The following is an 11627-nucleotide window of genomic DNA, read 5'->3' as shown; positions in this document are numbered from 1 at the left end:
CAACGAGTAACTGTTCCCTCTTTAAATGTCACCGCACCAGACGCAAAGCGAACGGGTACTTGTACGGCAGGCCCTTGCTGGCGGCAATGGTGGCCAGGATCGCGAAGACCAGCGCGGCGATCCAGAGCGCGAAGAACGTGAAGATGCCGATGATCACGAACATCAGGATCGAGGAGATGACGTACCCGATCGTGACGGTGATCTGGAAGTTCAGCGACTCCACGGAGTGCGCGCGCACCATCGGCGACTTCTCACCCTGGACGAGCAGCACGACCAGCGGGGCGATGAAGCCCAGCACGATGGTGCCGATGTGGGCGAGCAGCGACCACGTGCGCTCGTCCTGCGGGCTCAGCGGCTGCTGCTGGTACGGCGGCGGCTGGAACCCAGGCTGCTGCTGGAACTGCGGTCCCGGAGGCGGCGGCGGGACGTTGTCCTGCGGCGGCTGGAAGTTGTTGTTGTTCTGCGGTTCGGTCATGGCAGAACGGTAGGGGAGTTAGGTGTACCGATGATCAAGTTGTCGCATCGATCGTGCACTTGTGCACGTTGGGGCAAACTAGCTCGGGCCGAGGAGTGGGATCGTCGGCCGCCGCGGCGGCCCGAGCACGCCGTACGCGCGCTTGATCGCGTGCTGCAGGTCGGCGCCGTCCCATGGCCAGCCCTCGGTGTGCTTCAGCGCGTCCTCGAGGGACTTCCCGCCGTGGTGCAGGTCGGAGATCGTGTTCGCGACCTGACCGAGCTCCGCGGACTGCTCGGTCGCGAACGCCGCGTCGACCACCGCGCCATGACCCGGTACGACGACCGCGCCGGCCGGCATCGTCCCGATCACCCGCTCCAGGGTGTCCGACCATTCGAGCGGGAAGGAGTCGTCGCCGTACTGCGGGGGCTGCGACTCCTCGACGAGATCGCCCAGGAAGAACACGTTCACATCCGGTACGACGACCACCGCGTCGCCGGCGGTGTGAGCGTTGCCGAGGTACAGCAGTTCGACGCGGCGATCACCCAGGTCGATGACCTTCGCCACCGAGAACGTCTCGGCCGTCAACTCCGCGGCGGCCGCCGTGTTCTCGTGTGCGTAGACCGTCGCTTCCGTGAACACGCCGTTCCCGTTCACGTGATCGAAGTGCGAGTGCGTGTTGACCACCCACCGCACCGGCTGGTCGGTCAGCTCGCGGATGTGCCCGAGCAGTTCCTCGGCCTCTTCGGTCGTGGCGCGGGTGTCGATCACCAACGCGCCGCCGGATCCGACGACCAGCCCGACGTTCAGGTCCCACTCGTCGTACCGACGTACCCAGCACCTGTCGCCCAGCTCAGTCCAACTGCTCATGGCAACGACCCTACTTGCCGATGACATCGCCCCTGGTCACCTGGTCCTTGGAAACCCCACGCAGCAGCAGTCCGACGTTGTCCCCGGCGTTCGCGACAGTGAGGCCGGACTTCTTGAACATCTCGATCCCGTCGATCTGGCTCTGGACCAGCACCTGCCCGGCCCGGCTGATCACCACCTGGTCGCCGACGGCCGCACTGCCGGCCTGCACCCGGCCGGTCACCACCGTGCCGCGGCCGGTGATCGAGAAGACGTCCTCGATGGTCAGCGCGAACGCGCCCGGCGGTACGACGTCCTGCGGGCGCGTGCCCGGGAACGTGTTCGCCGGCGATTGCTTCCAGAACTTCCAGCCCATGGGCCGACCCTAGACCGCGCCCGGGGCAGCCGCATAAGGTCGTGAGCGAATCTTCCGATGGTCTCCGCGAAACTTTCGAGGGTGGTCGATGTGACGACAAAGCGTGCGCTGGTGGTGCGGGGTGGCTGGGACGGGCATGTGCCGGTCGAGGCGACCGAGCTGTTCATCCCCTACCTGAAGGAGAACGGGTACGACGTCACCACGTCGGAGAGCACCGAGAGCTACCTGGACCTCGACGGGGTCGACCTGGTGCTGCAGTGCGTCTCGATGGGGGAGACAAAGCCGGAGCACATCAAGAGCCTGGCCGACGCGATCCGCGGCGGGACCGGGTTCGCGGGTTGGCACGGCGGGATCGTGGACTCGTTCCGGGACAACCCCGACTACCACTTCATCACCGGCGGACAGTTCATCTCGCACCCGCACAACTTCACCGACTACCGCGTCGAGGTGATCGCGGAGCACCCGATCGTCGAGGGCATCACGCACTTCGACGTCCACACCGAGCAGTACTACCTGCACGTGGACCCGACCAACGACGTACTGGCCACGACCACGCTCGCCTCGCACCCGGACTTCCCGTGGATCGAGGGTGCGGTGATGCCGGCGGTCTGGACGCGCACGTGGGGCGAGGGCCGCGTGTTCGTCTGCACGGTCGGCCACAAGCTCGACGACTTCGACGTTCCCGAGGTGCGCACGATCATCGAGCGGGGGCTGCTGTGGGCGAGCAAGTGACGCGCGTTGGCATTGTCGGCACCGGAGTCATCTCCGGCACCTACCTCGATCACCTGGCCAAGCTCCCCGGCGTCGAGGTGGTCGCCGTCGCCGACCTGGACCTCGCACGCGCCCAGGCGGTCGCCACGGACAGCGTCCGTGCGCTCACTCCGGATGAGCTGTACGCCGCCGACGACGTCGACATCGTGGTCAACCTGACGATCCCGGCCGCGCACGCCGCCGTACATCAGGCTGCTCTGAATGCCGGCAAGCACGTGTACGGCGAGAAGCCGTTGGCCATGGATCGAGCCGAGGCCGACCCGCTGCTCAAGTACGCCGCCGCGAACGACCTGCGGATCGGCTGCGCGCCCGACACGGTTCTCGGCACCGGCACGCAGACTGCGCGCGCGGTGATCGACCGCGGGGACATCGGCGTACCGCATGCCGCGACTGCCTTCATGGTGACGCCCGGCCACGAGCTGTGGCACCCGGCGCCCGAGTTCTACTACCAGCCTGGCGGCGGCCCGGTTCTCGACATGGGCCCGTACTACGTCACCAGCCTGGTCACCCTCCTCGGTCCGGTACGGCGGGTCACCGCGCGCGCCGGGCAGTCGAAACAGGAGCGGATGATCCACACCGGTCCCCGGGCCGGGACGGTCTTCCCGGTGGAGGTTCCGACGCACGTGACCGGCGTACTGGAGCACGAGTCCGGCGCGCTGACCACAGTGCTGATGTCGTTCGACGTGTGGGCCGGACGGCTGCCGCGGATCGAGGTGCACGGTACTGACGGCAGTCTGTCGGTTCCGGACCCCAATGGCTTCGACGGGACGGTTGAGATCGTCACTCCGGAGCAGCGGGAGTGGACCGAGGTACCGGTCGCCGGTGGGTACGCCGGAGCCGGTCGGGGCGTCGGTGTGGCGGACATGGCCCGGGCTTTGCGCAACGGCGAGCCGCACCGGGCGAACGGCGAGCTGGCGTACCACGTGCTCGACGTACTGGAGTCTTTTATCGACTCTGCCGTCCAGGATCAGCCCTTGGATGTGGCCAGTACAGTGACGCGCCCCGCAGCCGTTCCGTTGGGAGCGACGCCCGACACCGCCTAGACTGGCACTCTGACTTTGTGAGTGCCAAGCGTGGGAGAGGGTGGTGCGCGTGCTGGACGAGCGCAAGCTGGATGTACTCCGCGCCATCGTCGAGGACTACGTGGCGACCCACGAGCCGGTCGGCTCGAAGACACTCGTCGACCGGCACAACCTCGGTGTCTCCCCGGCCACGGTGCGCAACGACATGGCCGCGCTGGAGGAGGAGGGGTACATCACCCAGCCGCACACCAGCGCCGGCCGGATCCCGACCGACGCCGGCTACCGGCTGTTCGTCGACAAGCTGAGCACGGTCAAGACGCTGTCCGCGGCCGAGAAGAAGGCCATCACGTCCTTCCTCGGCGGCGCGGTCGACCTGGACGACGTCGTACGGCGTACTGTCCGGCTGCTCGCCCAGATCACCCGCCAGGTCGCGATCGTGCAGTACCCGTCGCTGAACCGGTCGAGCGTCCGGCACATCGAGGTGGTCACGATGACACCGCGCCGGCTGCTCCTGGTTTTGATCACCAGCAACGGCCGCGTCGAGCAGCGGATCGTCGAGCTGCCGAAGGACGTCGACGAGCAGTTGGTCGCCGACCTGCGGTCGCGGCTGAACACGGCCATGGCCGGTCAGCGACTGACCGAGGCCACCACCTCGCTGGGTTTGGTCGCCGACAACTTCGCGCCGGACGACCGGCCGCTGGTGGCCGCGATCGTCACCACCCTGCTCGAGGCGTTCACCGACGAGATGGGTGAGCAGCGGATCGCGGTCGGCGGCGCGGCCAACCTGACCCGGTACGGCGACGACTTCGAGCGGAACGTGAAGCCGGTGCTGGAGGCGCTGGAGGAGCACGTCATCCTGCTCAAGCTGCTCGGTGAGGCCACTCACCCGCAGACGCTGACAGTTCGCATCGGTCACGAGAACCCGTACGAGGAGCTGGCCACCACCTCGGTGGTCGCGACCGGCTACGGGTCCAAGTCGGAGGCGCTGGCCACGCTGGGCATCGTCGGCCCGACCCACATGGACTATCCGAGCACGATGGGCGCCGTACGGGCTGTCGCGCGCTATGTCAGCCAGATATTGGCCGAATCCTGATGCATTCACTTAACCCCTGGTCTGGAGTATGAGCACCGATTACTACGCCGTCCTGGGCGTCAGCCGTGACGCTTCAGCGGACGAGATCAAGAAGGCGTACCGCAAGCTGGCGCGCCAGTACCATCCCGACGTCAACGACTCCGAGGACGCGCACCACAAGTTCCAGGAGATCGGCCGCGCGTTCCAGGTACTGAGCGACCCGCAGAAGCGGCAGATGCACGATCTTGGCGGCGACCCGTTCGCGTCCGCCGGTGGCGGTCCCGGTGGGTTCGGCGGCGGCCAGGCGTTCACGTTCACCGACATCATGGACGCGTTCTTCGGCCAGACCGGCGGGGCGACCCGTGGTCCGCGGCCGCGGACGCGACGCGGCCAGGACGCGCTGATCCCGCTCCGGATCGATCTCGCTGAGGCGGCCTTCGGGACGACCCGCGAGCTGAAGGTCGACACCGCCGTACTGTGTCCGACCTGTTCGGGTTCGGGTGCTGCGGCCGGCTCCGAGCCGGTCACCTGCGAGATCTGCCACGGCCGTGGCGAGGTCACCCACACCCAGCGTTCGTTCCTCGGCGAGGTGCGCACGATGCGCCCCTGCCCGAACTGCCGCGGCTTCGGGACCACCATCCCGAACCCGTGCGTCGAGTGCGCGGGCGACGGCCGGGTCCGCTCCCGCCGTACCGTCACCGTGAAGATCCCCGGCGGCGTCGACACCGGCACCCGCGTGCAGCTGTCCGGTCAGGGCGAGGTCGGCCCCGGCGGCGGCCCGGCCGGTGACCTGTACGTCGAGATCGAGGTCGAGCAGCACGAGGTCTTCACCCGCCACGGCGACGATCTGCACTGCACGGTCACGCTCCCGATGACGGCGGCCGCACTCGGTACGACGATCGACCTGCCGACGCTGGAGGGCGAGACCACCCCGCTGGAGGTCCGCCCGGGCACCCAGTCCGGTACGGCGATGACGCTGACCGCACGCGGTGTGCCGCGACTGCGGCATGCGGGTCGCGGCGACCTGATCGTGCAGATCATCGTCGAAACCCCGACCAAGCTCGACGACAGCCAGGCCGAGCTGCTCCGGCAACTCGCCGTGGCGCGCGACGAGGAGCGGCCGCAGGGTCAGATCCAGGCCACCCACAAGGGTGTCTTCGGCCGCCTCCGCGACGCCTTCGGCCAGCACTAAGCGATGGGGGTCGCGGTCTTCTTCGCCGCCGAGCTGGACGGCGAAGAGCTGACACTGGACGGCGCCGAGGGCCGGCACGCCGCCGTCGTACGGCGGATCGGCCCCGGCGAGCGAATCCGCCTGACCGACGGGTGCGGTGCCTGGGCCGAGGGTCCGGTCGCGACCGCGTCGAAGACCGGGCTGACCGTCACCGTCGACCAGCGCGGGACCGACCCGGCCAGTACGCCGCGACTGGTCGTCGTACAGGCATTGCCGAAGGGCGAGCGCGCCGAGCTGGCCGTCGAGATGCTGACCGAGGTCGGCGCCGACGTCATCGTTCCCTGGAACGCCGAGCGCAGCCAATTCCGCAGCAACCCGGAACGCTCGGCCAAAACCCTCGCCAAATGGCAGGCCTGGGCCTTCGAGTCGAGCAAACAGTCCCGCCGCTCCTGGTTCGCCGAGGTAGCCCCCATCGCCACCACCCCCGAAATCGCCAAACTCCTGCAGGACGCGGCCCTCCCCGTCGTACTCCACGAAGAAGCCACCGTCCCCCTGGCGCGCCTCGAAGTCCCACCCGCCGGCGACATCGTCATCGTCATCGGCCCCGAAGGCGGCATCACCCCCACCGAACTAACCACCTTCGCCGTCGCCCCGGTCCGCCTCGGCAACACCGTCCTCCGCACCTCAACCGCCGGCGTAGCCGCCGCCTCCGCCCTACTCGCCCACTCCCGCTGGACCTAATAGAGCTGGGGTAGCTCACCCACCCGTGCGGGTCGCGCGTGCACCTGCGGTTTACCCGCCCGGGTCGGCGGTGGTGCGGGACTGTGCGGCCCGCTGAGGCTGTCACCGGGTACAAATGAACAGGTTCTGCGCTGTCGGCGTGAACGCCGCCCTGGTTGACGGGCTGTCGGCGCCGCTGACCTCCCACTCCGCGGGGCTGGGGAGGAAGGCAGCCCTGAACGGCCCAACATGCACCCCACACTGCAGACTCCCGGGGGGATCCGGGCCGGGAGTGCGCCGCCGAGCGAAGCCACCGTGCGAGTGACGGTCGTGGTGGGCAGTTGGCGAACCGCTGGCACTGTCCAACGCTGCGCCGAGGTTGCGGTGCACGCTCAGCGACTCCTGCCCGAGCGCTTCAGGAGGGAGTTGGTGAGTGGGGGCGGTCCGCCCGCCGGTCACCGTGCGAGTGTGGTGAGCTGCCGCCGACTCTGGCTTCCCTGTCGCCGGCAATCGGTTGCCGGCGACGAACTCCTCACAGTCGACGATCGGGCCGCCAGTGCCGTGGGCGCTAGCGGGCCACGACCTCGATGCCTTGGACGGTGACGAGGCTGCCGCTCACCAGGGACCCTTCGGTCGGTGACTCGGGACGAGCTTCTCTGGAAGTGGTGCAGACAGCCATGCCAGGCGTGCGCCGGCCAGCAGTGGTGAGGGATGGCAGATCTGCAGTCACCCGGGCGGCAGATTTGCAGTGAGAGGTACGGCAAATTTGCAGTCGGGTGCCCGAAGCTGCGCGCGATGCCGATCAGCGCTCTGTGGGAGCTCGAGCCATGAACGGAGCCTGAGAACGATCGAGTTCGACGTCGCGCTCCCGGTGGCTGCTAGCGGACCTCGATGGTTTTGGTGTCCATGTCGCTGATTGAGTCGTCGCCGGGGGAGAGCAGGTAGGCCTCGAGTTGCCAGGGGCCTGGTTCGAGTTTGAGTTCGATGGTGAAGGGCGAGAACTTCTGGCCTTCCTTGGCGTTCACGACGCTGCCGTACTGCTGGCCGGTTTTCAGGTTGGTGGCGAGGTAGTTGACCGTTGCTTCGTAGGCGGCGGCTGTGCCTTGGACGGTGACGAGGCTGCCGCTTACCAGGGCCCCTTCGGTCGGTGATTCGATTGAGACGAGCGCCTGTACGTCGAGCGCTTGCGCGCGGCCGAGCGGCTGGCTGGTGTCGACCTGGCCGAACAGCCGGATGCCAGTTCGGCCGCTCTGGGTGATCTGGATCGGCCGGCTGCTGTCGTCAAGCGCACCCTGCACGGTGTAGACGAGTTGCTGGGCGGCCATTTCGGCGAGTTCTGCGTCCATCCGGCCTTGCGGGAGTTGCTTGAAGTCGACCGTGACCACGTCGCTGTCCAGGGTCACCGAGTTCACCTCGGCGCCCTTCCAGACCGAGTAGTAGTCGGTATCTTCGGGCTGCCTCGTCGTCATGATCTTGACCGCCTGGTACGCCGGCCGCCCGCTCACCTTGGACCAGGTTCGGTAGAGCCGGGCTGACGATCTCGCCTGCACAGCGGGCTTCTTGACGGACTTGCCGGCCATTGCGTTGCCCAGCCAGTAGACCGGGACGGGCTTGCCTGTCACGGGTTGCTCGGGCACTCCGCGTCGGGGCTGGGTGGAGACCGACTTGTCCTCGGTCGGTGGCACGGTTGGCGCCTTGGTCGGCTCGCTCCGCGGGGTGTCCGGCGGGGTGCTAGGTGCGCCGCTGGCCGAGGTGACATTGCCTTGCCCGGCGACCGCGTCGCCTTCGTTCGCGGTGTTCAGGTTGCCGTTGAAGACTGTGAACCCGCCGACGGCTGCGGCGGTCCCGACCGCGGCCAGGCCGGCCGTGATGACCCACGGTCGGCGCGCGACAGGGCGCCGTACGGTGTGGGCTCGGGTCAGGATCTCGGGCAGGGCGTCGGTCGGCTCGATCCGGTCGGCCTCCTCGGCCAGGGATCGCCGCATCATCTCGTCGAACGGGTCAGTTGGGTGGTCGTTCATGCGGTCCGCTCCAGGAGCTGGCGCAGCGACTTGGTCGCTCGCGCGGCGTGGCTCTTCACCGATCCCCGGCTGATGCCCATCGTGTCGGCGATCTCCGCCTCCGACAGGTCACCGTAGTACCGCAGCACCATCACGGTGCGCTGTTTCTCCGGCAGATTGCGCATCGCCTCGATGACGCGGTCGGTCTCGGCCGTCCGGAGCGCGGCCTGCTCGGCGCTCGGCTCGTCCGGCAGGCTGCGCGGCATGTGCTTGTCGACCACCACCAGGTGGCGCTGGCGGGAGCGGGTGCGGTTGACCACGGCGGTGCGTAGGTAGGCGAGTGCCTTGTGGGGGTCGCGCAGCCGGTTCCAGCGGCCGTGCATCGCGACGAACGCGTCCTGCACGATCTCCTCCGCCGTTCCGGTGTCACGCAGCAGCAAGGCGGCGAGGCGGACCAACGACGTGTAGTGCGCCGTGTAGACAGCCGTCAGCGCCTCGTCGGCATTCCACGAGGACTCATGTGTCACGCACTCTTCGTACACCACCGCAGGTTGTGCCACACAACAGAGACGCGAAGGCCTCGTCCCAGGTTGACAACAGCACAGAGCGAACCGACGCTGAACCATTCAACTGGCACTCTCTGTGCATGAAGCAGCACGGAGACGGTCACTGGTGCGGACACCGCGAGATCACTTACAAGGCTGTCGAGAAGCTGTACCAGAGCCAGTCCCGCGACGGTCTGAGCCAGGCGGACTACGCCAAGCAGCTCGACGAGGCCCAGGCCTATCAGGACCGCCCGCTGGGTGCCGGCGTGATCAAGAACTTCAACGGCACCGGCCTGCCCTTCGTGTACGTCGGCCCCGGCAAGACCGCGCACTCCGCGTATGCGAACCCTGACGCTCAGCGAGAACACTTCATGGCCGACCCGTACCGGCGCGGTGCCGACAACCTGCGGTCGAACACCGAGTACCTCTTCGAGGAGCTGGCCGCGGCGCACGCGGCGGAGTCACCGCGTGACGAGATGATGCACCTCGGTGCGGCCGTGCACGCCTTGCAGGACAGCTACTCCGGCGCACATGCCTGGCGAGAACTCTCGGTGTACGACGGCGATCCGACAGCGCGGGTCCAGTCGTTGCACGTGTTCACGCCGGGCCACGTGATCGGGCTGGACGAGCACCGCAACACGCATGCCGACGAATTCGACTCGCCGCCGGAATCGTCCGGGTCCACGCTGGCCGCGGTCGAGGCGACGTACCGGATGGTGCGTGCTTACGAGCAGACCCGGGAGCTGCCGCCGCAGGAGGCCGAGTTGGCGCGGCGTGCGGCGCTCGACGAACTGGTCCGGCCGGCCGACAACGTGGTGGTGAACCTGCACCCGACTCCGGAGTGGACCGCCGAGCGGGACACCCGGCTGCAACTGGAGCAGGCCGGTCCGAAGGTGCAACCCGCCGAAGAACAAGCGGAAGTTGCCGAAGAAGTGGCCGTGGTTTCACCGGAAGTGGCCCAGTTGCACAGGCTCCAGGCCGGGCTCGCCGCACCCGGCCGGGTGTCCCCGGATGGGGGCCAGGCGCCCGCCGAACGACCCTCCCGAGGCGTGTCCCAGGAAAAAGACAGTGGGGGTGTCCGCCGGGGCGGCTAGCATGGACGGATCACCACCCCACTCTCCAGGAGGAAGAGCCTGTCCAGGCCACGCAGTATCGAACCGGAGGCGCGCGCGGACGGCGCCACCGCCACCCCGCAGGCGGCGCACAAGATCGTCGTGCCGAACAGCATCGACATGGTGGCCCTGCTCGGAGCCCGGGACGAGTTCCTCCGCATCATCGAGAAGGAGTTCGCCGCCGACATCCTGGTCCGCGGCAACGAGATCACGCTGAAGGGCGAACCCGCCGAACTTGCGCTGGCCGAGCGGCTGCTGGACGAGCTGGTCGTGGTGATCCGGACCGGGCACGGCCTGACCGCCGACTCGGTCGAGCGGAGTATCGCGATGGTCAAGCAGGCCACCGGCGAGAGCCCGGCCGACGTGCTGACCCAGAACATCCTGTCCAGCCGCGGCCGCACCATCCGGCCGAAGACGCTGAACCAGAAGCGCTACGTCGACGCCATCGACAAGAACACGATCGTGTTCGGGATCGGCCCGGCCGGTACCGGCAAGACCTACCTGGCGGTGGCCAAGGCGGTCCAGGCGCTGCAGGCCAAGGAGGTCTCCCGGATCATCCTGACCCGGCCGGCCGTCGAGGCCGGTGAGCGGCTCGGCTTCCTGCCCGGCACGCTGTCGGAGAAGATCGACCCGTACCTGCGCCCGCTGTACGACGCCCTGCACGACATGCTCGACCCGGAGTCGATCCCGCGGCTGCTGACCGCCGGCACGATCGAGATCGCGCCGCTGGCCTACATGCGCGGCCGGACGCTGAACGACGCCTACATCATTCTGGACGAGGCGCAGAACACCTCGCCGGAGCAGATGAAGATGTTCCTCACCCGGCTCGGCTTCGGCTCCAAGATGGTCGTCACCGGTGACGTCACCCAGGTCGACCTGCCGACCGGGACGAACTCGGGACTGCGGGTCGTCCAAGGCATCCTCGAGGGTGTCCAGGACCTGGAGTTCTGCCGGCTCACCTCGCACGACGTGGTCCGGCACAAGCTGGTCGGCCGGATCGTGTCGGCGTACGAGAACTACGAAGGACAACGGGGCGCTGAGCACCAAAGATGAACGTTGAAGTGAACAACGAGTCCGGCGTCGAGATCGACGGTGGCGGACTGATGCGGCTGAGCCGGTTCGTGATGTCGTCGCTGCGGCTGCACCCGGAGTGCGAGCTGTCGATCAAGCTGGTCGACGAGGACACCATGGCCAGGTACCACGTCGAGTTCCTGGACCTGCCGGGACCGACCGACGTGATGTCCTGGCCGATGGACGAGCTGCGACCGGGTTCGGACGGCGGTGACGACGCCGAGCTGCCCCTCGGGCATCTCGGCGACATCGCGCTGTGCCCGACCGTCGCGGCCGCTCAGGGCGCCAAGGCCGGCCACGGCACGTGGGCCGAGCTGGAGCTGCTGACCGTCCACGGCATCCTGCACCTGCTCGGGTACGACCACGCCGAACCGGCCGAGAAGGCGGAGATGTGGGACATCCAAGGCCGGCTACTCGAAGCCTGGCGCGCCCCCGGGAATCGACTCGAAGGACAGTGACGTTGC

At 68.0% G+C, this 11627-nt stretch carries 13 protein-coding genes; 8 read left to right on the top strand and 5 right to left on the bottom strand.

What is annotated here, in order from left to right; genetic code table 11:
- Positions 1-28 precede the first annotated feature (28 nt).
- From ABD231_RS20710 to ABD231_RS20700, 3 genes are all read right to left on the bottom strand, one after another.
- Positions 29-475, bottom strand: a complete 447-nt coding sequence (locus tag ABD231_RS20710) for a DUF4870 domain-containing protein (RefSeq protein ID WP_344154256.1) — start codon at positions 473-475, stop codon at positions 29-31.
- 78 nt (positions 476-553) lie between these two features.
- A complete protein-coding gene (locus ABD231_RS20705; protein ID WP_344154253.1) occupies positions 554-1324 on the bottom strand; it encodes an MBL fold metallo-hydrolase in 771 nt (256 codons plus the stop codon).
- 10 nt (positions 1325-1334) lie between these two features.
- Positions 1335-1679, bottom strand: a complete 345-nt coding sequence (locus ABD231_RS20700; protein ID WP_344154250.1) for an EF-Tu/IF-2/RF-3 family GTPase — start codon at positions 1677-1679, stop codon at positions 1335-1337.
- Between the two features lie 90 nt (positions 1680-1769).
- Between ABD231_RS20700 and ABD231_RS20695 the strand changes: the two genes are divergently transcribed.
- The 5 genes from ABD231_RS20695 to ABD231_RS20675 are packed head-to-tail and all read left to right on the top strand — an operon-like array spanning position 1770 to position 6456.
- Positions 1770-2411 carry a ThuA domain-containing protein gene (locus ABD231_RS20695; RefSeq protein WP_344154247.1) on the top strand — a complete coding sequence of 214 codons (642 nt, stop codon included), beginning with the start codon at positions 1770-1772 and terminating at the stop codon, positions 2409-2411.
- Positions 2408-3493 carry a Gfo/Idh/MocA family protein gene (locus tag ABD231_RS20690; protein WP_344154244.1) on the top strand — a complete coding sequence of 362 codons (1086 nt, stop codon included), beginning with the start codon at positions 2408-2410 and terminating at the stop codon, positions 3491-3493. Before ABD231_RS20695 ends, ABD231_RS20690 begins: the two co-directional genes overlap by 4 nt.
- 49 nt (positions 3494-3542) lie before the next feature.
- Positions 3543-4565, top strand: a complete 1023-nt coding sequence (gene hrcA / locus ABD231_RS20685) for a heat-inducible transcriptional repressor HrcA (protein ID WP_344154241.1) — start codon at positions 3543-3545, stop codon at positions 4563-4565.
- A 28-nt stretch (positions 4566-4593) separates the two neighbouring features.
- The gene (dnaJ, locus tag ABD231_RS20680; RefSeq protein WP_344154238.1) at positions 4594-5736 is read left to right on the top strand and encodes a molecular chaperone DnaJ; all 1143 of its coding nucleotides are present in this window, start codon (positions 4594-4596) and stop codon (positions 5734-5736) included.
- Positions 5737-5739: 3 nt separating this feature from the next.
- Positions 5740-6456: a 16S rRNA (uracil(1498)-N(3))-methyltransferase gene (locus tag ABD231_RS20675; RefSeq protein WP_344154235.1), complete on the top strand. Its 717-nt coding sequence runs from the start codon at positions 5740-5742 to the stop codon at positions 6454-6456.
- Positions 6457-7313: 857 nt separating this feature from the next.
- Here ABD231_RS20675 and ABD231_RS20670 read toward each other — a convergent pair.
- Together ABD231_RS20670 and ABD231_RS20665 are read right to left on the bottom strand one after the other, a co-directional pair.
- The gene (locus ABD231_RS20670; protein WP_344154232.1) at positions 7314-8456 is read right to left on the bottom strand and encodes a Gmad2 immunoglobulin-like domain-containing protein; all 1143 of its coding nucleotides are present in this window, start codon (positions 8454-8456) and stop codon (positions 7314-7316) included.
- Positions 8453-8962: a SigE family RNA polymerase sigma factor gene (locus ABD231_RS20665; RefSeq protein WP_344154229.1), complete on the bottom strand. Its 510-nt coding sequence runs from the start codon at positions 8960-8962 to the stop codon at positions 8453-8455. The genes ABD231_RS20670 and ABD231_RS20665 overlap by 4 nt, the downstream gene beginning before the upstream one ends.
- Positions 8963-9081: 119 nt before the next feature.
- Between ABD231_RS20665 and ABD231_RS20660 the strand changes: the two genes are divergently transcribed.
- The 3 genes from ABD231_RS20660 to ybeY all read left to right on the top strand — a co-directional run bounded on the left by ABD231_RS20660 (position 9082) and on the right by ybeY (position 11621).
- On the top strand, positions 9082-10074 hold the full coding sequence (locus ABD231_RS20660; RefSeq protein ID WP_344154226.1) for a hypothetical protein: 993 nt from the start codon (positions 9082-9084) through the stop codon (positions 10072-10074).
- Between the two features lie 138 nt (positions 10075-10212).
- Positions 10213-11145, top strand: a complete 933-nt coding sequence (locus tag ABD231_RS20655) for a PhoH family protein (RefSeq protein ID WP_344154379.1) — start codon at positions 10213-10215, stop codon at positions 11143-11145.
- Complete coding sequence (gene ybeY / locus ABD231_RS20650) at positions 11142-11621, top strand: rRNA maturation RNase YbeY (protein ID WP_132406537.1); 480 nt, start codon at positions 11142-11144, stop codon at positions 11619-11621. The genes ABD231_RS20655 and ybeY overlap by 4 nt, the downstream gene beginning before the upstream one ends.
- Positions 11622-11627: the final 6 nt, after the last annotated feature.

It is taken from the genome of Kribbella yunnanensis, from assembly GCF_039529655.1.
GTDB lineage: Bacteria > Actinomycetota > Actinomycetes > Propionibacteriales > Kribbellaceae > Kribbella > Kribbella yunnanensis.
The sequence above is the reverse complement of the archived record's forward strand: the minus strand, read 5'-3'. Positions and strand labels throughout refer to the sequence as shown.

Excerpts from the sequence above, each read along its gene's own strand:
- ABD231_RS20660 (WP_344154226.1), top strand. The coding sequence starts at position 9,082 with ATGAAGCAGCACGGAGACGGTCACTGGTGCGGACACCGCGAGATCACT.
- ybeY (WP_132406537.1), top strand. The coding sequence starts at position 11,142 with ATGAACGTTGAAGTGAACAACGAGTCCGGCGTCGAGATCGACGGTGGC.
- ABD231_RS20710 (WP_344154256.1), bottom strand. The coding sequence starts at position 475 with ATGACCGAACCGCAGAACAACAACAACTTCCAGCCGCCGCAGGACAAC.
- ABD231_RS20670 (WP_344154232.1), bottom strand. The coding sequence starts at position 8,456 with ATGAACGACCACCCAACTGACCCGTTCGACGAGATGATGCGGCGATCC.
- ABD231_RS20655 (WP_344154379.1), top strand. The coding sequence starts at position 10,213 with ATGGTGGCCCTGCTCGGAGCCCGGGACGAGTTCCTCCGCATCATCGAG.
- dnaJ (WP_344154238.1), top strand. The coding sequence starts at position 4,594 with ATGAGCACCGATTACTACGCCGTCCTGGGCGTCAGCCGTGACGCTTCA.
- ABD231_RS20700 (WP_344154250.1), bottom strand. The coding sequence starts at position 1,679 with ATGGGCTGGAAGTTCTGGAAGCAATCGCCGGCGAACACGTTCCCGGGC.
- ABD231_RS20675 (WP_344154235.1), top strand. The coding sequence starts at position 5,740 with ATGGGGGTCGCGGTCTTCTTCGCCGCCGAGCTGGACGGCGAAGAGCTG.
- ABD231_RS20705 (WP_344154253.1), bottom strand. The coding sequence starts at position 1,324 with ATGAGCAGTTGGACTGAGCTGGGCGACAGGTGCTGGGTACGTCGGTAC.